This is a genomic window from Klebsiella sp. GFKo11, assembly GCF_056490265.1.
The window spans coordinates 6203777-6224251 of sequence record NZ_CM151369.1; the positions used below are offsets into that span (position 1 = coordinate 6203777).

Genomic DNA, 20475 nt, shown 5'->3' on the forward strand with positions numbered 1-20475 from the left:
GCCTTGCCAGACCTACAAAGCCATTAATATCATAAGGTTATGCACACCCCGTAGGCCCGGTAAGGCGTCAGCCGCCACCGGGCAATTTCTGAGACGCACACTTTGTTAGCAATCTGAGACACTCTGTACCTGAGCTTCGCGTTTTTTCAGGCTAATAATGGTCAGCGCCAGCACGATAAGCACGATACCTGCGCCCTCCACCAGACCCGGGTTTTCCCCTAACAGCCACCAGGAAAAAAGTACACCGCAGACCGGCACCGCCAGGGTGCTCAACCCTGCGACGCTGGCGGGCAAATTACGCAATACAAACAGCCATAGACACCAGGCCAGCGCTGTCGCCAGAACGGCGCTATATCCCAACGCCCAAAACACGCCGGGTTGCCAGTCAATGCTGCGCTGCGGCACCAGCCACGCCACCGCGCTCATCACCAGCGCGCCATACAACATCTGCCAGGTCGTCAACGCCAGCAAATCAACATGCGGATAGCGGACATACATCCGCTTTACCACAATCGCACTGGCTCCCCAGCTCATCCCGGAGAGGATCGCCAGCAGCGCGCTTTTCATCGATGAAAAATCAAGTTGCCACGGTTGCAGCACCAGCAATAAACCGCATGCCGCCACCCCAATCGCAGCATACTGCAACCGCCGCATGCGCTCGCCTAAAAACAGCGCCGCCATAATCACCACCCAAAACGGCATGGTATAGCTCAGAATTGCGACCTTCCCGGCCCCACCGCTGACCAGCGCCCACTGCGCCAGCCCCACCATACCGCAGGTCTGCAACAGGGCAATCGCCAGCGTATAGCCAAACGGTGTTGGCCGCATCCCACGCCCGCGCAGGAACAAAACGATAAGCAGCAAAGCGGCACCCAAAATACAGCGTAGCGCGGTGAAATCGAACGCGCCGATATAGAGCGTCACCTGCTTCATCGCAATCCAGCTGTAGCTCCAGATAAGCGTCAGAATAATCAGGCCGCCGAAGGCCCGCAGGCTGCTGTTCCCTGCCATAGTTATCATCTATCCGTTATGAAGATTTTGCGGGCACTATACTCGCTTTACTGACGGGGCGATAAACCAAAAGCGGCGACGAAGGGTGTTTTCGTCGCCGCAGAGCAGACCATGTTAGCGGTACAGTAGAAACCAGAGCACATCATACGTATACTGAATGTAAGATTTTATCTTACATCCAGGAGGCGCTATGGCTCGGACAATGACGGTTGATGTGGGTGATGAACTTCGCGAATTTATTGATTCGCTGGTCCAATCGGGAGATTACCGCACCCAAAGTGAAGTCCTGCGCGACGCACTGCGATTGCTACGTGAGAAACAAGCAGAATCTCGTCTTCAGACACTCCGGGATCTTCTGGCTGAAGGAATAAGCAGCGGAGAACCTGAGCGGTGGGATAAAGATGCCTTCTTGCAACGAATGAGGACCCGCGTTCGGAGAACTCATGAAAGCGATTGAGCTAACGCCAAAAGCAACCGAAGACCTTGAGGAGATCTGGCTTTACAGTTACGAACAGTTCGGAGTGGTGAAAGCTGATGAATACGTTGGTCAATTTTCTGATATTTTTGAGATGCTGGCCACACATCAAATTGGGACATCACGCCCGGACTTAGGTGACCAGATTTATTCGCTACCAGCAGAGCAGCATGTCATTTATTTTGTGCCCGCAGAAGCTACGGTAACAGTAATACGCATTCTTAATCACTCTCGCGATGCTGCCCGACACGTGATGTGGGGATAGCAGGCCGGTTTCCCGGCCACCGTTACTTACGCCGGGCGCACGCCCAGGGTGTGGCAAATCGCGTAGCTCATTTCCGCGCGGTTCAGCGTATAGAAGTGGAAATCCTTGACCCCTTCGCGGCTTAAAATCTTCACCATGTCCATGGCGATGTTCGCGCCCACCAGCTGACGGGTTTCGGCGTCATTGTCCAGACCTTCGAACATTTTCGACATCCACGTCGGGATCCGCACGTTGGTCATATCGGCAAACTTTTTCGCCTGTTTAAAGTTCGAGACCGGCAGAATGCCCGGGATAATTTCCACGTCAATTCCCGCAGAGACGCAGCGGTCGCGAAAACGCAGATAGCTTTCGACATCAAAGAAGAACTGGGTGATCGCGCGGTTTGCACCCGCATCCACTTTACGTTTCAGGTTGAGCAGGTCAGCCTGGGCGCTTTTGGCTTCCGGGTGGACTTCCGGATAGGCCGCAACGGAAATATCAAAGTCACCCACCTCTTTTAGCAAAGTGACCAGATCGGCTGCGTACATATCCGGCTTACCGCTGCCCGGCGGCAGGTCGCCACGCAGAGCAACGATATGGCGGATTCCGCTATCCCAGTAATCCTGGGCAATGGCGCGCAGCTCATCGCGGCTGGCATCAATACAGGTCAGATGCGGCGCGGCTTCCAGACCGGTACGATCCTTAATGCCTTTGATAATACTATGGGTACGGTCACGTTCACCGGAATTGGCGCCGTAGGTAACGGAGACAAACTTCGGCTTCAGGCTGCTCAGGCGATCGATGGATTTCCACAGGGTTTGCTCCATTTCACTGGTGCGCGGCGGAAAGAATTCAAAGGACACATTAATCTGACCCTGCACTTCCGCCAGGCTCTGATTCAGGGCTTCCCGCTGATTGGCGTGAAAAAAGCTCATACCTTACCTCATCAATCGCATTTTATTGTTTGTTGTGTTCGCGAACTTCTATACGTTTAGACGTCCAGATGTAAAAATGACGGAAAAGAGCGCAGGCGTCAATAGAAAAATCTGCGTAAAGAGTGAGGAATATTCAGGCAAGTTGAAAAAAGCTCATCTGTTTTCGAGCCGCTTTACCTACTCCTGTCAACCGGCAGCAGCAAACTCTCAGCAAATTAGGATTTTTTTATCCGCACAATTTTGAAGCACTTCAAATAATCACAATTTCCCCCGATCCGATGATGAAAATGAGGTTGCGATGTAATCTGCCTTGTCCCACGATAGGTAGAACGTTCTACTACAACGTTCTACTTAATAAAAATAACGCAACATTGCGTCTTCATCGGGGGAATCAGCATGGGTCTGATATCAGGGTTCATAAAGTCATTATCAAAATTGTCGATGATTGGCCGGGCATTAATGCTGCCAATTTCACTTCTGCCCGCGGCGGGCTTACTGCTGGCTTTCGGCGATAAATTCCATTTACCGCTGATGATGAACGCAGGCGGGGTCATCTTTGATAACCTGCCGATGCTGTTCGCTATCGGTTCTGCGGTTGGTCTGGCATCGGAATCCGGTATCGCCGCGCTTTCCGCCGCCGTTTCCGTTTTCGTCACCAATATCACCATCGGCACCGTGCTGAGCATTACGCCGGAGATGGCGTCCCAGGGCGGAAAATATGCCATGGTCGTCGGCATCCCCACGCTGCAAATGGGGGTCTTTGGCGGGTTAATTTGCGGCATCCTTGCCGCCTGGTGCTACAACCGCTTCCACTCATTGCAGCTGCCTGAGTTCCTGGGTTTCTTTTCCGGCAAACGTTTTGTGGCAATCGCCACCGCCTTCCTGTCATTTATCCTCGGCCTGCTGCTGCCGTATATCTGGGAGCATATCCAGTCGGGCATCGATGCATTATCGGTAGTCATCAACGGCGATAACCAGGCGGCGTCGACCTTTATTTTTGGTCTTGTTGAACGTGCGCTCATCCCGCTCGGCCTGCACCATATCTGGTATCCCTCTTTCTGGTACTCTTTCGGCGACTTTACGACCCAGAGCGGCCAAATGATCCACGGCGACCAGACCATCTGGTTCAAAATGCTGGAAGAAGGCGTGAAATCGTTCAGTTCCGATAGCTATCAAAACGCGGGTAAATTCATGCAGGGCGAATTCCCGCTGATGCTGTTCGCGCTGCCGGCAGCCTGCCTGGCGATGTACCATGAAGCGCATACCAAAAATAAGAAAATCGCGGCCGGTATTCTCTTTTCCGCCGCCCTGACCTGCTTCCTGACAGGTATTACCGAACCGGTCGAATTCACCTTTATTTTCGTCGCACCGATTTTGTATGTGTTCAACGCCATCATGGCGGGTCTGTCCTATATGGCCATGTACCTGCTGCACGCACATATCGCCAAATCTTTTTCTGCCGGGCTTATCGACTACATCTCCTTTGGCATCCTGCCATCGTTGAATGGCTACCAGACCAACTTCCTGAGCGCAGTGTTTGTTGGCGTGCCGATGGCGCTGATTTATTATTTCACCTTCCGTTTCGTCATCCGTCGTTTTGATGTTAAAACACCGGGCAGAACTGAAGTGACCGTGACCGCTGATGACAAAACCGATGCCGAACTTGCAACAGAGATCATCAACCTGCTCGGCGGCGCGAAAAATATTGATTCTGTCGGTTCCTGTATCACCCGACTTCGCCTGGAAGTTGCCCAGCGAGACGCTGTCGATAAAGATGGCTTGAATGGAATTGGCGCACGCGGGGTGGTATTTGTCGGCGATAATGGCATCCAGGTTATTTTTGGTGCCAGAGCGCAATTTATCGCACAAACCATGTCGGGGATGATTGGCAAATAATCAGAAGGTGTTATGGTGTGGAAGATCGCCCGTCCCTGGCAGGCGATCTTCTTCTATCTGACTGTCATAAAAGAGTTTTCAGGGAGAGATTTTGAAGAAAGTCAGCATCATTGATGTCGCTAAAATGGCGGGGGTTTCCGTTTCGACGGTATCGTTAGTACTGCGTCAGAAAGGGAAAATCTCCGAAGCCACCATTGAAAAAGTCAATGCTGTTATCAACGAACTGGGCTACGTCCATAACGTTGCCGCTGCGAACCTGCGCTCGAATACCTCCAACCTTATCGGCCTGATATTGCGCGATTTCAGCGACAGCTTTTCTATCAAAGTCATGGCCAGCATCGTGCAGGAGCTGGAAACTCAGGGTTATATGGTTTTCCTCGGCCAGCCGCGCGACGATAGTGAATATCTCGAACGTTGCTTACTCTCTTTCAAACAGCAGGGCGTCGCAGGGGTGATTTATCTGGCCTCCGACTCCGCCACCTTGCCCACCCCGCTGCTTCAGTACCCGCTTCCCCTGGTTATCGTGTCACAGACGCCGCTGGCAGAAAGTTGCAATCAGGTTGTTCGCGATAACCGCCAGGCGGCGAGCCTTGCCACGCGCTATTTGATCGAACGCGGGCACCGTTACATTGCCTATATTGGCGGTCAGGAAAACGATCTCATCCGCCAGCAGCGCCTGTTGGGTTTTCGCTCCGTGCTGGACAAGTACGACATGACGATGCGCGACGAATTCATGCCGGCATGCAGTAACGATACCCAGGCCGCCAGCGTGGCCACGCGCCAACTGCTCGAGAAAAACAACGCCATCACCGCGTTGCTCTGCCACTCCCCGGACGCCATGATCGGCTGCCTCAGCGGGATTAACCAGGTGGGGCGAACCGTCGGTAAAGATGTATTCCTTACCCAACAGGTTGCGCTGGTCGGCTTTGAAGACATGATGCACGTGAATTTGACCTCACCCTCCTTTACTTACGTCTCTTCGGCTAGCGAAGAAACCGGGCGTCAGGCGGCAACCCTGATAACGCGGAAGATCAAAGAGCCAACGCTGCAAACGCAGAGCATCACGCTTTCCGGGCAACTGGTGGCGAGAGAATCCGCCTGACGCGCTAGCGAGCCGCCAGGCAGTTATCCAGCAGAGGAAGCCATTTTTGAACGGATTCATGATTGTGCGGGGCGTAAATGACGCCGAGACCCAGCGGCATCCGCTCTCCTTCATGCAGTTGGCAAAAAACCACGCCCTGACGCTGAATAGCAGAAAATGACGCCGGCAGCAGGATCATCCCCTCCCCACGCGCAATACGCGCCAGCAGGACATCATGCTCTGCCGGTTCCTCCACGTAGCCCGGCGTATAGCCTGCGCGGTCAAAAATGCGCCGCGTATAGTCAAAAAAGTCAGGATTACGCTCACGCTTAAACCAAAACAGCGGTCGATGATTAAGCATGCTTAACATGAGATTTGCTCGTTCGGACTCTGGCCAGGATGCAGGCAACGCCGCAATGAGCGGTTCGCGATACGGAAAAGGATGCAGACTCAGCCCCTCGGTATTCAGCGGCAGCGCCACCAGCGCCGCATCAAGCTTACCTTTTCGCACCAGTTGGGCCAGGGCCGGTGATGGTTGCCGGGTGATATGCAAAGCGCTCGAATAATCACTCAGTGCGGACTCTACTGCGGCAAAAATACCTTGCTCAAAGGCCGTCGTTAGCCCCAGACGCAGGGGCTGATGCGAATATTCAGAGAGCTGGCCCAGCGCGGCCAGAGTGCGATCCTGAAGATCCAGCAGCGGCTGAATAATGTCCAGCACCCGCCGCCCCTCATCGGTAAGAATCAGGCCTTTGGTGTGACGCAAAAACAACGCCACCCCCAGCTGCGTTTCCAGATGGCGGATATGACGGCTTAGCGGCGGCTGCGAAATAAATAGCCGCTGCGCCGCCCGACTGATGTTGTTCTCCTGTGCGACGACGGCAAAGTAGCGCAGCAGGCGAATATCCAGAGTGTATAAACGTGAATTTGTCATACTGAAAAGGTATCACGAAAAGGGTATTACTCAAGCCCGGCAAACTCCCCTAACCTTCCTCACAACGCATAATCACCATGAGGAAAAAGTTATGACCAGCGTTCGTTTTACCACCGGACTTGAGATGCTGCAGCGCGTGGATGGCAAAGGCGGCGATGCCGTCGTCAACAGCCTGAAAGATATCGCCCCCGATTTTGCCCGCTATCTGATCGAGTTTCCCTTCGGCGACATTTACGCCAGGCCGGGGCTTGATTTACGTAGCCGGGAAATCGCCACCATCGCCGCACTAACGGCCCTAGGCAATGCCGCACCGCAGCTAAAAGTGCATATCGCTGCCGGATTAAATGTCGGCCTGACGCAAGAAGAAATCACGGAAGTCATTATGCAGATGGCAGTCTATGCCGGGTTCCCGGCAGCCCTGAATGGCCTGTTTGCCGCCAAAGAGGTTTTCGCGACGCACTGATCGTTTCAGGCCGGGCTAACCGCCCGGCCTGAGGTTCTTATTTCTTCACATCGACGATGCGCATACCGTTAAGCTGTTCATCTGTTATCTTATTTCCGGCGTTGAAGTAATCCACGACCGCATTCGAAACGTAGTAGCCGCCGAAAGTGTTACGCACCTGCCCTTGGGTAAACGCAGCAAACCCATCTCCACCATCGGCAAGGAAGCTATTGGTAGCAATATGATAAACCGCCGCATCCTCAACCGGTTTGCCGTTTAACATGAATGATACAACGCGCTGACCCACTGGTTTGCTGCTGTCGTAGTGCATTTCCAGACCTTTAGAGACCTGCAGTACGCCGTTGCTCAGCCCTGCACCGTGCTCCATCAGGCTACGCAGTTGCTTCCCGGTCAGATTCATTGTCACCAGTTCATTAGGGAATGGGAAGGTGCTGATAACGGCCCCCATACTTACCGCTCCGGCAGGAATTTCATTACGAATACCGCCCGAGTTAGTTAACGCCAACTGCGTCTCCTTACCTGCCGCCTGCATCAATGCATCTGCGGCAAGATTGCCCAGCGGCGAAGAGACGCCATAAGCACGGGTCAGTTCGACGGGCGACTGAGTAATAACTTGCTGCACCACCTGATCCAGTTTCTTATTCCAGCCATCAATGACTTGCTTCGTCTGCGGGTCGGGCTGCCACTCATCGGCATAAATGGTTTTCAGCTCGAAGCTCTTCACCGCAAACTGATGCGGCTTTTCCTGATAATCCAGCACCAGCTTACCGACGTCGATGCCGCCGCTATCGGTGGAGAGGATCAGCGTATTGCCAACCTTGATCGGCTCTGGCGTCCCCACATGAGCGTGGCCGGTAATCAAAACGTCCAGCCCTTTTACCTGACCTGCGGTCTGAATATCTTTATCCAGCGCACGACGCACATCGGTGCCACCCTGGCTCGACTGACGCGCCGGAACGCCTTCATGAATCAGCGCAACGGTCAGATCCACTTTTCCCTTAAGTTCATCGATATAGTGTTGCAACCATTTAATCTCATCGCGCGCTTCAATACCGACCCGCGTCGCGGCGGACACCGTATCATCAAAGGCAAAAACGCCGTGCAGGCCAATCACACCGATTTTCACGCCATCTTTTTCGATAATGGTATACGGTTTATCCCAGAACGATTTTTGACTGTTTTGATAAAAAATATTGCCCTGCACAATCGGGAATTTGGCCTGGCTAAGTTGTAAAAGCGTATTGTCCCAGCCGTGATCGAATTCATGATTACCGATGGTTGCCGCATCATAGGGCATGGTATTCATAATATCGATAATCGCTTTGCCTTTGGTCAGGCTGCTGATATAGGGGCCGGTAAAATAATCTCCAGCATCAAAAAACCAGGTCGCGCTATTTTTTGCTTTTTCTTGTTTCACCATCGTCGTGATATTCGCCCAACCGCCAATATCCCGTTTACCGTCTGCAATCCACGGCACTTTATAGGGTTCAACATGGGCATGAAGGTCGTTGGTATAAATAATGGTGACATCTTTGGCGCATGCCCAGAAAGGCAAAGTCAGCAGGATGGCGGCGCTAATTGTTTTTAATTTCATCGGAGTTCCTTTCAGAAGTAAAGAACCGCTAAGTTACGTTCTGAAAGACTTTTTTATGTGAGTGCTCTCACATCTCAATACCCCACGAGCACGGCAGAATTAACGACCTGTAAAAATCGTTGGTATTCGCCTGCAAATGGATCATCTTTTTACCATTAACGCCTGCAAAACGTTCGGCTGCCGCAACTTGGGTCTGGCGAATTCCGCCGACTACCATTATCCGGACTATCGGCTGGGCTATCCGGCACTCTGCTGCGAAGCCTGCGGCAGCTACCCGCCTTTATTTAATGATGCGGAATTCGGATTCTGGTTATCGGCTTATTTGACGGCGTATGCCCATGATCGCGGCCTTTTCTGTCCGGTTTGTTACCAGCGGGATATTATTCGCTACGGCTATAACCCGCGCGGGACGCAGCGCCTCCAATGTCGTTGCTGCGAAAAAGTCTGGACGCCGAAGCATCAAGCGTTGAGCCCAATAAAACCGCCAGAACAAATTTGCAGCACTCCTTTAGTGGTCCCTTTTCAGGGAAATCACGCTGGGGAAAATCTCTATATTCTTTTAAGTTTCGATGCGCGTCGCGGCAACGTTTTACATCTTTCCAGCAATTTCACCCCTCACCCGGTAGGCACATCGTTGCATTATCGGTGGCGGGGCATAAAAGAGCCTCATGATGTCGGCGGAGATATCGCTAACCGTATCACCATGAAAGAGAATATCTTTTTACGCCGCAGTCAGTTCGATGAAATACAGTATGGCAGCGCGTTATCCAAACGTAATTGCCGCGGCGCGATGCTACGCCCGGTCATCGCCGCGCACGGCCACTTTAAGCTGCTCAGCCGCCTGTTCCCCGAAGTCAAAACGCACATAATCGCGCATGAGTGTTTTCTTCGCGGTGCGGTCATTACCGCCTGGGCGCGGCAGTTTCGTCAGCAGCAAAGTGAGCTCTGGTATGTGGAGGAGGAGATAACAAGTGACGATGGCGTTGAGCCATGGCAGCTACAAGGAAAAACCTGGCATGGTTGGTGGCAAAATCAGTGGCAGCTTTGGCAGCAAGGGGAAAATCGAAAGATGGTTTGCTCTCTGGCTCATTCCCGGGGAGAAAAGCAAACGATACCCGCGCTGACAGCCAGCCGACGTTTCACGAAATGGCTGGAAAAGAGACCAGAATTCACGCAAAGCGCCCTGTTTTCCGCAGGGCGGGTGACGCAAATACTGGCCTCACTGGCTCAGGAGTATAACGCGGCGCTTACAGCAGCTGCGCCAGACGATTAATATCGGACTGAATCGCCCCAGCGGTCACATCACGACCGGCGCCTGGCCCACGGATCACCAGCGGGTTATCGCGATACCAGCGGCTCTCGATAGCAAAGACGTTATCGCACGGCAGCAGCGCCGCCAGCGGATGCTCTTCGCGCACCGCTTCAACGCCGACACGGGCTTTACCATTAGCGTCGAAACGCGCGACATAACGCAGCACCAGGCCCATTTCACGAGCCGCTTCCAGACGCTGTAGCATCTGCTCGTTCAGCTCTTCGCCATTCTCAAAGAAGTGATCGACGGAGCCCTCTTCGCAGTGGGCTGGTACCAGCGACTCCACGCGCACCTGATCCGGCTCGATGTTGTAACCGGCTTCACGCGCCAGGATCACCAGCTTACGCATCACGTCTTTCCCTGAAAGGTCCACGCGCGGATCGGGCTCGGTCAGCCCCTGCTGCCAGGCCTGATCGACAAGATCGGTGAACGGCACGGTGCCGTCAAATTGCAGGAACAACCACGAAAGCGTGCCGGAGAAAATGCCGCTCAGCGCCAGGATATTATCGCCGCTATCAATCAGATCGCGCACCGTGTGGTTGACCGGCAGCCCGGCACCGACGGTGGCGTTGTACAACCAATGACGCCCGGTTTTCTCGAACGCGTCATGAATCTGCCGATATTTACTGCTGCTACTGGCACCCGCCAGCTTATTGGCGCTAATAACGTGGAAGCCATGGCTGGCGAAATCGAGGTACTGATCGGCCAGTTGCTCGCTGGCGGTCACGTCCAGCACCACTAAATCATCGTACGGATGCGCACGCATCCACAGGAACAGCGACTCTTCATCCTGTTCAACGGCCTCATCATTAAAGAAAGCCAGCGCGCGACTGGCGTCCAGACCTTCATAATTGAGCAAGCTGCGGCGGCTATCCACTACCCCAGCGAGAATAAACTCGAAACCGGTGCGAGCGGAGAGCGTAGTTTGCTCGCGCGCGAACAGCTCCAGCCAGCGGGAACCGATATTACCTTTACCAAACAGCACCAGACCAATGCGTTTTTCCGCGCGGAACAGCGACTGATGTAAGCCCTGAATCAGGCTTTCGGTTGGTCCGGCACGCAGCACCGCGACCAGGCTGATGCCCTCTTCAGATTGCCAGGTAAACTCCACTGGCTGGCCTTTGAGCTGCTGCCAGAAACGGTGGCAGTGCAGCGGATTACGAGTCACGCCAGCACCAACCATCGCTACCAGCGCCAGCTTCTGGCGCAGGCGCAGTTCGCCCGGCAGCCCCGCTTCATCGAGCAGTTTCAGCGCGCTGTCGGCCACTTCAGAGGTGTAGCAGAACTGCAGCAGCTTACGGTCGGCGTGTACACCCACCGCCAGCGGGCGCAGCTGGGCGCGTTTTAAAATCGCATCCAGATCTTTATGCGCCAATTTGAAATCCTGGCCGCCGGGTACCTGGAATTCAATCAGGCAGACATCATCATGACTGGTGACAATCCGCGCCCCGGTGCCGGAAGCCAGCACGCGTTCGATACGCGTAGAGCCTTGATCCGGCGTATAGCTACAGCGTAATTGCAAATCGATATCGCTGCCGGATACCGGCTGTAATGTACGGGCATGCAGTACCGGGGCCGCCAGACGGGCCAGTTCGCTGGCCTCATCAAGGCGCAGCAGCGGCAGCAGGCAGGCATCTTTCACCTTACGCGGGTCAGCGCTGTAGACCCCGGCCACGTCGCTCCAGATAGTGACGCGAGTCGCCCCGGCCAGCGCGCCGATTTGGGTAGCGGAGTAGTCGGATCCGTTACGCCCCAGCAGCACGGTTTCCCCGGCGTTGTTACGCGAGATAAAGCCGGTCACCACCAGACGTTTGTTCGGATGCTGCGCCATCAGCTGCTGTAAAAGCGGATAAGATAAACCTTCATCCACCTGCGGCTGCGCGGAGCGTTCGGCGCGTAAGAAACTGCGCGCGTCCAGCCATGCGGCTTCCACGCCGAGATGATTCAGCACCGCCGCCATCAGGCGAGCCGACCAGACTTCGCCATGGCCGACGACTTCGGCATATACCGCGTCCGTCACGCCGCTATCAAGCAGCCCGGCCAGGCGCTCAAGATCGTGAATAAACGTGGCGATCAGCGCGTCGGCAGCGTCTGCCGACAGCAGCCCGGAAATCAGCTCCGTCTGGTAACGACGAAGCGACTGTTGCACTTGATGCGCAGAGAGACGATCGGTTTGGCTGAGCTTCAGCCAGCTGATCAACTGGTTGGTGGTACTGCCGGCGGCGGACACGACCATCATATCGCCCGCCTGCGAATACTCCGTCATGATCCCCGCGACGCGCAGGTAACATTTCGCATCCGCTAAACTACTCCCACCAAATTTGTGCAGTTGACGACCCTTCGCCCCTGCCTGCGCAATCACACTCATGTTTATTCCTCGTTTGCTGCCCGGAAGCCATTTTCCAGGTCGGCAATTAAATCTTCACCATCTTCAATACCGGTCGAAATACGCAGAAGCGTTTCTGAGATCCCCGCCGCCGCACGCGCCTCAGGCGCCATGCCCGCGTGGGTCATCGTCGCCGCATGGGAAATCAGACTTTCTACGCCACCCAGCGATTCCGCCAGTGTAAACAGCGATAATCCGCTCAGGAAACGACGCAGCGTCTGCTCATCGCCATCCAGCTCGAAGCTTAGCATCGCGCCAAAACCTTTTTGCTGACGCGCCGCAATCTCATGCCCCTGGTTTTCCGGCAAGGACGGATGGTACAGTTTTTTCACCAGCGGTTGGGTTTGCAGATAATCGACAATCGCCTGCGCATTGCGCTGCGCCACTTCCATACGCGGAGAGAGCGTACGTAAACCGCGCAGCAGCAGGTAGCTATCAAATGCGCCGCCGGTGACGCCGATATTATTCGCCCACCATGCCAGTTCGGTGACAATCGCCGGATCTTTAGCGATAACCACCCCGGCCACCACATCAGAGTGGCCGTTCAAATATTTGGTGCATGAATGCAACACCAGATCGGCACCCAGCGCCAGCGGATTCTGCAATGCCGGGCTCAGGAAGGTGTTATCCACTACGCTTACCGCGCCAGCCTCACGCGCCAGCCCGCAGATTTTCGCAATATCCACAACTCTCAGCAATGGATTACTTGGGCTTTCGACCAGAACCAGCTTGGGTTTTTCCGCCAGCGCGGCGCTCAACGCCTGCTCGTCATTCTGATCGACAAACAGCACGCGGTAACAACCCCGTTTCGCCAGGCTATCAAACAGACGATAGCTGCCGCCGTAGCAGTCGTGCGGCGCCACCAGCACATCGCCTGGTTTCAGGAATACCGTGGTGACCAGCAGAATCGCCGACATCCCGGTATTGGTGAGAACCGCCCCCGCGCCGCCCTCTAGTTCTGCCAGCGCACGCTGCACCACATCACGGGTCGGGTTACCGCGACGAGAATAGTCGTGAGCGCGAGGTTCGTTAAATCCGGTGAAGTTATAGGTGCTGGAGAGGTGAATCGGCGGGACAACGCAACCGTACTGCTCGTCGTCATTTAAACCGCTACGCACTGCGATGGTGGCCTGTTTACGCGTCATGTTGGGGAGTTCCTGGCTGAATCGGTGAAAAGTCAGGCTTCAGAGTAAACATAGTTATAATAGACGTCAATACATCTGGACATCTAAACTTCTTTGCGTATAGATTGAGCAAATAGGAAATAGCCGTTAAAATTATATGCATTAGCGCACATCCGTAGCGGCTTGTTTGGTGCCAGACGCGCCCCTCTACGGTAAACTACGCGCAATTATGGCCTGAACTCGCGTTCCTGGCCCTTAACTAATGAATAGAGGATTAAAGGTAACTCATGGCTGAATGGAGCGGCGAATATATCAGCCCATACGCTGAGCACGGTAAGAAGAGTGAACAAGTAAAGAAAATTACGGTTTCCATTCCTCTGAAGGTGTTAAAAATCCTCACCGATGAACGCACGCGTCGTCAGGTGAATAACCTGCGTCACGCCACCAACAGCGAACTGCTGTGTGAAGCGTTCCTGCATGCCTTTACCGGTCAGCCGCTGCCTAACGATGAAGACCTGCGTAAAGAGCGCAGCGATGAAATCCCGGAAGCGGCGAAACAGATTATGCGTGAAATGGGTATCGACCCGGATACGTGGGAATACTAAATCACTGAGAGCGGCCAGGGAAACCAGCCGCTCTTTTTAGTTGTATTTACCCTAAATAATTCGAGTTGCAAGAAGGCGGCGACGCAGGGAATCCCCTGGAGCTTACTGAAGTAAGTGACTGGGGTGAGCGAGGAAAGCCAACGCACATGCAACTTGAAGTATGACGGGTATAACAAGGATGTTATGCCATGAAGTATTGTGTTCTGGCGCTTAGCCTGGCGTTGACCTTCTCCGCGCATGCCTGGGAACCGCAGACTGGCGATATCGTTTTTCAAATCTCCCGGTCATCACAAAGCAAAGCTATCCAGCTGGCGACTCATTCCGATTACAGCCACACCGGCATGGTCGTGATTCGCAATAAAAAACCCTATGTCTTTGAAGCCGTTGGGCCGGTGGTTTACACGCCGCTGCAAAAGTGGGTCGCGCAGGGTGAGGACGGCAAATACGTCGTCCGACGCGTGCGCGGTGGGCTTACCGCTACGCAGCAAAAACAGCTGGCGCAAACGGCAAAGCACTACCTCGGTCAACCTTACGATCTCTTCTTCTCATGGAGCGACGAGCGTCAGTACTGCTCCGAGGTCGTGTGGAAGGTGTATCACCGCGCCCTGGCGCTACAGGTGGGTAAACTGCAAAAGCTGAGTGAGTTCGATCTCAGCTCCCCGGCCGTTCGCGCCAAACTCAAAGAGCGTTATGGTCAGCATATCCCGCTGAACGAAACCGTGATCTCGCCGCAGGCGGTATTTGACGCCCCGCAGCTGGAAACCGTAGAAAAAAACTGGCCGCTGTTCTCCTGGTAACCGATCATGAAAAACCTGTTCATCGCATGGATGTGCTTTCTACTGTATGGCTGCACCACCTACCCGCAGGCCATCAAACCCACGGCAGAAAAACCGTCGCTCGGGCCAGAAATCTATATCGTCAATCACGGCTGGCATACAGGGATTATCCTGTCTGCTGACGATGTAAACACGATTCTGCCGCAGCTTAAAACGCGTTTCCCCCAAGAGGTACAATGGTATGAAATCGGCTGGGGCGATAAGGGCTTTTACCAGTCTCAGGAGATAACCAGCCGGCTTACGCTCCAGGCGATGTTCTGGTCATCCGGTGCGGTGATGCACGTTGTCGCCTTTACCGGGACGCCCGGACGCTATTTTTCCGGCAGCACGGTGGCTGAATTAAGCCTGAGCACAAGCCAGAACAGCAGTCTACTGCGCTACATTGGCCGCAGCTTTGCCCGCGATGAAACAGGCAAGCTGATACCGTTAAAAAAAGGGATCTACGGCGACAGCCAGTTTTACGCGGCAAATGGCCGTTATGGGATACTCAATACCTGTAATAAATGGACGGCAAAGGGGCTGGAAAGCGCGGGGATGACGATTAATCCCTCGCTAAAACTGACGGCGGGAAGCGTGATGAAGGCAGTGGAGAAGAATAAGGCTTGTCTGAATTTATACTGCTATCCTCTGTAAAACAGAGACAAAAAAGCCGCCCTGAGGCGGCTTCTTCTTCAGCAAATTACTTGCTGGTACCCGGCACGCTGAAGCGCTTGTTGAAGCGGTCAACACGGCCACCGGTAGCAACATCACGCTGTTTGCCGGTGTAGAACGGGTGGCATTTACCGCACACGTCGAGGTTCAGGTCGTGACCAACGGTAGAGCGGATTTTAATGACGTTACCGCAAGAGCAGTTTGCAGTAACTTCGTCGTATTTCGGATGAATATCTTTTTTCATGGGAGAACCTCAGTTAAGGCCGCGTCGCTCTTCCAGCCCTAACGCCAGACACCACGCGATGTTAATAATTTCCCGTCGCTATTCCGCTATGCGAAATCCCCGGGTAATAGATTTTGATGCTGCACAAAGCACATCAAAGGCGGCGAATCATACAGAATTTGACCAGCATATGCAAACTGATCCGCGAGCCCTTATCACAATGTGTATACTAACCCGCCAGATTTCAAGTCAGGAAGATTAAATGCCCGTCGCTCACGTTGCCCTGCCCGTTCCGCTGCCCCGCACTTTTGACTATTTGCTGCCTGACGGTATGCCGGTCAAAGCGGGCTGTCGCGTGCGCGTTCCGTTCGGCAAGCAGGAGCGCATCGGCATCGTAACGGCGATCAGCGAGCGGAGCGAATTACCGCTCAATGAGCTCAAACCGGTTGCTGAAGTCCTCGACGCCGAGCCCGTCTTCTCCTCTTCCGTCTGGCGACTACTGCTGTGGGCAGTGGATTACTATCATCATCCGATTGGCGATGTGTTATTCCACGCGCTACCGATCATGTTGCGCCAGGGGAAACCCGCCAGCGCGACGCCGATGTGGTACTGGTTTGCCACCGAGCAAGGGCAAGCGGTTGATATCAATAGTCTTAAACGCTCACCAAAACAACAGCAGGCGCTGGCGGCACTGCGTCAGGGGAAAATCTGGCGTCATCAGGTTGCCGAGCTGGAATTTAACGACGCCGCGCTACAGGCGCTGCGGGGTAAAGGTCTTACTGAGCTGGCCAGCGAAGCGCCTGGTATCACCGACTGGCGAACAAGCTTCTCGGTACCCGGAGAACGCCTGCGTCTCAATACTGAACAAGCGACCGCCGTTGGCGCGATTCACAGCGCCTCAGACAGCTTTTCCGCCTGGCTGCTGGCCGGGATCACCGGGTCCGGGAAAACGGAAGTTTATCTGAGCGTTCTGGAAAACGTGCTGGCGCAGGGTCGCCAGGCGCTGGTGATGGTACCGGAAATCGGCCTGACGCCGCAGACTATCGCCCGTTTCCGCCACCGTTTTAACGCTCCGGTAGAAGTGCTGCACTCAGGTCTTAACGACAGCGAGCGTCTTTCGGCGTGGCTAAAAGCCAAAAACGGCGAAGCGGCGATTGTGATCGGCACCCGTTCGTCGCTGTTCACCCCATTCAAAGACCTTGGGGTGATCGTTATCGACGAAGAGCACGACAGTTCTTACAAACAACAGGAAGGCTGGCGCTACCACGCTCGCGATCTGGCGGTCTGGCGCGCACATAGCGAGCAGATTCCGATTATTCTTGGTTCGGCGACCCCAGCGCTGGAAACGCTTTATAACGTTCGTCAGGGCAAGTATCACCAGTTGAAGCTAACCAAACGTGCGGGCAATGCGCGCCCGGCCCAACAACATGTTCTGGATTTAAAAGGGCAGCAGCTCCAGGCCGGGCTTTCTCCGGCGCTGATCGGCCGCATGCGTCAGCATCTGCAGGCCGATAACCAGGTGATTCTATTTTTAAATCGCCGCGGCTTCGCGCCTGCGCTACTGTGTCACGACTGCGGCTGGATTGCGGAATGCCCACGCTGCGACAGCTACTACACGCTGCATCAGGCCCAGCATCATCTGCGCTGTCACCACTGCGACAGCCAAAGGCCGATTCCACGCCAGTGCCCCTCCTGCGGCTCAACGCACCTGGTACCGGTGGGGCTTGGAACCGAGCAGCTTGAGCAAGCGCTGGCACCGATGTTTCCCGATGTGCCGATTTCCCGTATCGACAGGGATACCACCAGCCGTAAAGGCGCGCTTGAACAATACCTTGCCGACGTTAATCGCGGCGGCGCGCGCATTCTTATCGGTACCCAAATGCTGGCGAAGGGCCATCATTTCCCGGATGTCACCCTGGTCTCTCTATTGGACGTTGACGGGGCGCTGTTTTCCGCTGATTTCCGCTCAGCGGAGCGTTTTGCTCAGCTCTATACGCAGGTTTCGGGACGCGCAGGCCGCGCTGGTAAGCAGGGTGAAGTGATCCTTCAAACTCATCACCCGGAGCACCCGCTGCTGCAAACGCTGCTCTATAAAGGATACGACGCGTTTGCCGAGCAGGCGCTAGCGGAGCGGCAGAGTATGCAACTGCCGCCGTGGACCAGCCACGTTCTGATTCGCGCGGAAGATCATAATAATCAGCAAGCTCCGCTATTTTTACAGCAGTTGCGTAACCTACTACAGGCCAGCCCGCTGGCTGACGATAAGCTCTGGGTGCTCGGCCCGGTACCGGCGCTGGCACCGAAGCGTGGAGGCCGCTGGCGCTGGCAGATTCTGCTCCAGCATCCGTCACGCATTCGTCTGCAGCACATCGTCAGCGGGACCTTGGCGTTGATTAATACCTTACCGGAAGCGCGCAAAGTGAAGTGGGTCCTGGATGTCGATCCTATTGAAGGTTAAAGCTTCTCTTGCGAGGCGGATCGAAAAATTCAACCGCCATCACGTTTTTCATGAAAATTCTGTAACTCTCTGGATGTACTATCTGTTAAAAATGTTGCTGATGTCAGAACGCAAGGGATGTGTCTGCGCCAGTCAGCGAGGAGAAAACAGGTGAAGCCCAAAAAACAGGTGGTTGCCGCCACGATGAAAGACGTTGCCGAGAAGGCAAACGTCTCTACGGCAACTGTATCCCGAGCGTTAATGAACCCCGATAAGGTTTCGCAGAGCACCCGTAACCGGGTAGAACAGGCGGCGCTTGAAGTCGGCTATTTACCACAATCGCTCGGGCGCAACATGAAGCGCAATGAGTCGCGCACTATCCTGGTGATTGTGCCGGATATTTGCGATCCCTTCTTTAGCGAGATTATTCGCGGCATCGAAGTCACCGCTGCGGAACAAGAGTATCTGGTGCTGATTGGCGATTGTGCTCATCAGAACCGTCAGGAAAAAACCTTTATCGATCTGATTATTACCAAGCAGATCGACGGTATGCTGCTGCTGGGTTCGCGCCTGCCCTTCGATGCGGGCGTAGAAGAACAGCGTAATCTGCCGCCGATGGTGATGGCTAATGAGTTCGCGCCCGAGCTGGAGCTGCCGACGGTGCATATCGATAACCTCACCGCCGCATTCAACGCCGTTAACTATCTGCAAGAGCTAGGTCATCGCCGCATTGGCTGTATCGCTGGTCCGGAAGAGATGCCGCTTTGCCATTATCGCCTGCAAGGCTACGTTCAGGCGCTGCGCCGCAGTGGAATGACCGTCGATCCACACTATATCGCTCGCGGTAATTTCACCTACGAAGCCGGAGCCAATGCGCTGGAACAGCTTCTGTCATTACCTGTACCGCCAACGGCTGTTTTCTGTCATAGCGACATTATGGCGCTGGGCGCACTCTCGCTGGCGAAACGTCGCGGGCTGAAAGTTCCTGAAGATCTGTCTATTATTGGCTTTGATAACATCTCTTTGTCTGAATTTTGCGATCCGCCATTGACGACCGTCGCGCAACCGCGTTTTGATATTGGCCGCGAAGCGATGCTGCTTTTGCTGGATCAGTTGCACGGGCACAACGTCAGCAGCGGCTCTCGATTACTCGACTGCGAGCTCATCGTTCGCGGCAGTACGCGCAAAATCCGAACATAACCATCAGGCTTTCGGGCCTGCTCTTCTGGTCAAAGGCCCGCCGCTTAAGTAACATGGCGGGCTGAAAAACGAATAAGACAGCGAAACGATAGTGGCACAACGAGATTATGTACGCCGCAGCCAACCGGCTTCTTCGCGGCGCAAAAAGAGCAATACCCGAAGCTCAAGGAACAAGCAAAGCGGCCTTTCAGCGGTTTCGCCCACTATGGTTGCGATCGCGGCGGCAGTGCTGGTGGCTTTTATCGGTGGACTGTACTTCATCACGCACCACAAAAAAGAAGAAGCTGAAGCGCTGCAAAACCGCCAGGCGGCAGGTAACGGCTTACCGCCGAAGCCGGAAGAACGCTGGCGCTATATTAAAGAGCTGGAAAGTCGCCAGCCTGGCGTTCGTGCGCCTACTGAGCCGACAGCCGGTGGTGAAGTCATGAAGCCGGAACAGCTGACTAACGAACAGCGCCAGCTGCTAGCGCAAATGCAGGCCGATATGCGTCAGCAGCCCACGCAGCTGACCGAAGTGCCGTGGAATGAACAAACCCCGGCGCAGCGCCAGCAAACCCTACAGCGCCAGCGTTTAGCTCAGCAGCAGGTGCAGCAACAGCAGTTAGCACAGACCCAACAGCAAACTCAGGTTCAGCAGCCGCGAACTCAACCACGAGTTGTGGAGCAGCCCAAACAGGTACAGCAGCCGAAGCAAACCGCTTCAACCCAGCAGCCGTATCAGGATCTGCTGCAAACGCCAGCGCATACCAGTACTGCGCAGCCTAAAACGCAGGCCGCCGCACCGGTGACCCGCGTCGAGGAAGCACCGAAAACCGCCGCGACGGAGAAAAAAGACGATCGCAGCTGGATGATTCAGTGCGGGTCCTTTAAAGGCGCCGAGCAGGCGGAAACCGTTCGCGCACAGCTGGCATTTGAAGGCTTTTCCTCGCACATCACCACCAACAACGGCTGGAACCGGGTAGTGATCGGGCCACTGAAAGGCAAAGACAACGCCAGCAACATGATTGAACGCCTGAAGATGGCCGGACACGCAAACTGCATTCGTCTCGCCGCCAGGGGTTGAAACCC

At 54.7% G+C, this 20475-nt stretch carries 19 protein-coding genes; 12 read left to right on the forward strand and 7 right to left on the reverse strand.

The annotated features are described in order from the left end of the window. Positions 1–105: 105 nt before the first annotated feature. Complete coding sequence (locus AC07P6_RS29705) at positions 106–1011, reverse strand: DMT family transporter (protein ID WP_478315305.1); 906 nt, start codon at positions 1009–1011, stop codon at positions 106–108. A gap of 190 nt (positions 1012–1201) precedes the next feature. On the opposite strand from AC07P6_RS29705, the gene AC07P6_RS29710 reads away from it, so the two are divergent. Both AC07P6_RS29710 and AC07P6_RS29715 read left to right on the forward strand, forming a co-directional pair. Next, on the forward strand, positions 1202–1468 hold the full coding sequence (locus AC07P6_RS29710; RefSeq protein WP_478315306.1) for a type II toxin-antitoxin system ParD family antitoxin: 267 nt from the start codon (positions 1202–1204) through the stop codon (positions 1466–1468). Beyond that, entirely contained in the window at positions 1455–1751 is a 297-nt protein-coding gene (locus AC07P6_RS29715; protein ID WP_478315307.1) for a type II toxin-antitoxin system RelE/ParE family toxin, read from the forward strand. The genes AC07P6_RS29710 and AC07P6_RS29715 overlap by 14 nt, the downstream gene beginning before the upstream one ends. Positions 1752–1777: 26 nt before the next feature. Here the strand turns inward: AC07P6_RS29715 and metF are convergent, their stop codons facing one another. Beyond that, a complete protein-coding gene (gene metF, locus AC07P6_RS29720) occupies positions 1778–2665 on the reverse strand; it encodes a methylenetetrahydrofolate reductase (protein ID WP_181484205.1) in 888 nt (295 codons plus the stop codon). A 396-nt stretch (positions 2666–3061) separates the two neighbouring features. Between metF and AC07P6_RS29725 the strand changes: the two genes are divergently transcribed. Beyond that, positions 3062–4561 carry a PTS transporter subunit EIIC gene (locus tag AC07P6_RS29725; RefSeq protein WP_112216352.1) on the forward strand — a complete coding sequence of 500 codons (1500 nt, stop codon included), beginning with the start codon at positions 3062–3064 and terminating at the stop codon, positions 4559–4561. A 91-nt stretch (positions 4562–4652) separates the two neighbouring features. Further along, the gene (gene malI / locus AC07P6_RS29730) at positions 4653–5663 is read left to right on the forward strand and encodes a Mal regulon transcriptional regulator MalI (protein WP_110276161.1); all 1011 of its coding nucleotides are present in this window, start codon (positions 4653–4655) and stop codon (positions 5661–5663) included. 4 nt (positions 5664–5667) lie between these two features. Here the strand turns inward: malI and AC07P6_RS29735 are convergent, their stop codons facing one another. Beyond that, positions 5668–6576, reverse strand: coding sequence for a LysR family transcriptional regulator (locus tag AC07P6_RS29735; protein ID WP_478315308.1), 909 nt, complete (start codon positions 6574–6576; stop codon positions 5668–5670). Between the two features lie 91 nt (positions 6577–6667). Between AC07P6_RS29735 and AC07P6_RS29740 the strand changes: the two genes are divergently transcribed. Then, on the forward strand, positions 6668–7039 hold the full coding sequence (locus AC07P6_RS29740) for a carboxymuconolactone decarboxylase family protein (protein WP_434660888.1): 372 nt from the start codon (positions 6668–6670) through the stop codon (positions 7037–7039). 37 nt (positions 7040–7076) lie between these two features. On the opposite strand, the gene AC07P6_RS29745 is transcribed toward AC07P6_RS29740, so the two are convergent. Beyond that, positions 7077–8633, reverse strand: coding sequence for a bifunctional metallophosphatase/5'-nucleotidase (locus tag AC07P6_RS29745; protein ID WP_478315309.1), 1557 nt, complete (start codon positions 8631–8633; stop codon positions 7077–7079). A gap of 136 nt (positions 8634–8769) precedes the next feature. On the opposite strand from AC07P6_RS29745, the gene AC07P6_RS29750 reads away from it, so the two are divergent. Beyond that, positions 8770–9906 (forward strand): cytoplasmic protein, encoded by a 1137-nt coding sequence (locus AC07P6_RS29750; protein WP_478315310.1) that lies wholly within the window; start codon positions 8770–8772, stop codon positions 9904–9906. On the opposite strand, the gene AC07P6_RS29755 is transcribed toward AC07P6_RS29750, so the two are convergent. Both AC07P6_RS29755 and metB read right to left on the reverse strand, forming a co-directional pair. Beyond that, a complete protein-coding gene (locus AC07P6_RS29755; RefSeq protein ID WP_182235504.1) occupies positions 9881–12313 on the reverse strand; it encodes a bifunctional aspartate kinase/homoserine dehydrogenase II in 2433 nt (810 codons plus the stop codon). The genes AC07P6_RS29750 and AC07P6_RS29755 overlap by 26 nt on opposite strands. Positions 12314–12315: 2 nt before the next feature. Continuing rightward, the gene (metB, locus tag AC07P6_RS29760; RefSeq protein WP_110276157.1) at positions 12316–13476 is read right to left on the reverse strand and encodes a cystathionine gamma-synthase; all 1161 of its coding nucleotides are present in this window, start codon (positions 13474–13476) and stop codon (positions 12316–12318) included. Between the two features lie 266 nt (positions 13477–13742). Between metB and metJ the strand changes: the two genes are divergently transcribed. From metJ to AC07P6_RS29775, 3 genes are all read left to right on the forward strand, one after another. Beyond that, complete coding sequence (gene metJ / locus AC07P6_RS29765) at positions 13743–14060, forward strand: met regulon transcriptional regulator MetJ (protein ID WP_004869405.1); 318 nt, start codon at positions 13743–13745, stop codon at positions 14058–14060. Positions 14061–14248: 188 nt separating this feature from the next. Next, complete coding sequence (locus AC07P6_RS29770) at positions 14249–14857, forward strand: YiiX family permuted papain-like enzyme (RefSeq protein WP_434660893.1); 609 nt, start codon at positions 14249–14251, stop codon at positions 14855–14857. A 6-nt stretch (positions 14858–14863) separates the two neighbouring features. Beyond that, positions 14864–15529 carry a TIGR02117 family protein gene (locus tag AC07P6_RS29775; protein WP_434660894.1) on the forward strand — a complete coding sequence of 222 codons (666 nt, stop codon included), beginning with the start codon at positions 14864–14866 and terminating at the stop codon, positions 15527–15529. Positions 15530–15575: 46 nt separating this feature from the next. Here the strand turns inward: AC07P6_RS29775 and rpmE are convergent, their stop codons facing one another. Next, positions 15576–15791, reverse strand: coding sequence for a 50S ribosomal protein L31 (gene rpmE, locus AC07P6_RS29780; protein ID WP_110276155.1), 216 nt, complete (start codon positions 15789–15791; stop codon positions 15576–15578). Between the two features lie 241 nt (positions 15792–16032). Between rpmE and priA the strand changes: the two genes are divergently transcribed. From priA to ftsN, 3 genes are all read left to right on the forward strand, one after another. Continuing rightward, positions 16033–18228 (forward strand): primosomal protein N', encoded by a 2196-nt coding sequence (gene priA, locus AC07P6_RS29785; RefSeq protein WP_181484212.1) that lies wholly within the window; start codon positions 16033–16035, stop codon positions 18226–18228. Between the two features lie 150 nt (positions 18229–18378). Beyond that, positions 18379–19407 carry a DNA-binding transcriptional regulator CytR gene (gene cytR / locus AC07P6_RS29790; protein ID WP_110276153.1) on the forward strand — a complete coding sequence of 343 codons (1029 nt, stop codon included), beginning with the start codon at positions 18379–18381 and terminating at the stop codon, positions 19405–19407. Positions 19408–19498: 91 nt separating this feature from the next. After that, a complete protein-coding gene (gene ftsN, locus AC07P6_RS29795; RefSeq protein WP_182235501.1) occupies positions 19499–20470 on the forward strand; it encodes a cell division protein FtsN in 972 nt (323 codons plus the stop codon). Positions 20471–20475 lie beyond the last annotated feature (5 nt).

Bases quoted from the DNA above. Each gene is read 5' to 3' on its own strand.
- AC07P6_RS29705 (WP_478315305.1), bottom strand. From the start codon at position 1,011: ATGGCAGGGAACAGCAGCCTGCGGGCCTTCGGCGGCCTGATTATTCTG.
- AC07P6_RS29710 (WP_478315306.1), top strand. From the start codon at position 1,202: ATGGCTCGGACAATGACGGTTGATGTGGGTGATGAACTTCGCGAATTT.
- AC07P6_RS29715 (WP_478315307.1), top strand. From the start codon at position 1,455: ATGAAAGCGATTGAGCTAACGCCAAAAGCAACCGAAGACCTTGAGGAG.
- metF (WP_181484205.1), bottom strand. From the start codon at position 2,665: ATGAGCTTTTTTCACGCCAATCAGCGGGAAGCCCTGAATCAGAGCCTG.
- AC07P6_RS29725 (WP_112216352.1), top strand. From the start codon at position 3,062: ATGGGTCTGATATCAGGGTTCATAAAGTCATTATCAAAATTGTCGATG.
- AC07P6_RS29735 (WP_478315308.1), bottom strand. From the start codon at position 6,576: ATGACAAATTCACGTTTATACACTCTGGATATTCGCCTGCTGCGCTAC.
- AC07P6_RS29740 (WP_434660888.1), top strand. From the start codon at position 6,668: ATGACCAGCGTTCGTTTTACCACCGGACTTGAGATGCTGCAGCGCGTG.
- AC07P6_RS29745 (WP_478315309.1), bottom strand. From the start codon at position 8,633: ATGAAATTAAAAACAATTAGCGCCGCCATCCTGCTGACTTTGCCTTTC.
- AC07P6_RS29750 (WP_478315310.1), top strand. From the start codon at position 8,770: ATGGATCATCTTTTTACCATTAACGCCTGCAAAACGTTCGGCTGCCGC.
- AC07P6_RS29755 (WP_182235504.1), bottom strand. From the start codon at position 12,313: ATGAGTGTGATTGCGCAGGCAGGGGCGAAGGGTCGTCAACTGCACAAA.
- metB (WP_110276157.1), bottom strand. From the start codon at position 13,476: ATGACGCGTAAACAGGCCACCATCGCAGTGCGTAGCGGTTTAAATGAC.
- metJ (WP_004869405.1), top strand. From the start codon at position 13,743: ATGGCTGAATGGAGCGGCGAATATATCAGCCCATACGCTGAGCACGGT.
- AC07P6_RS29770 (WP_434660893.1), top strand. From the start codon at position 14,249: ATGAAGTATTGTGTTCTGGCGCTTAGCCTGGCGTTGACCTTCTCCGCG.
- AC07P6_RS29775 (WP_434660894.1), top strand. From the start codon at position 14,864: ATGAAAAACCTGTTCATCGCATGGATGTGCTTTCTACTGTATGGCTGC.
- rpmE (WP_110276155.1), bottom strand. From the start codon at position 15,791: ATGAAAAAAGATATTCATCCGAAATACGACGAAGTTACTGCAAACTGC.
- priA (WP_181484212.1), top strand. From the start codon at position 16,033: ATGCCCGTCGCTCACGTTGCCCTGCCCGTTCCGCTGCCCCGCACTTTT.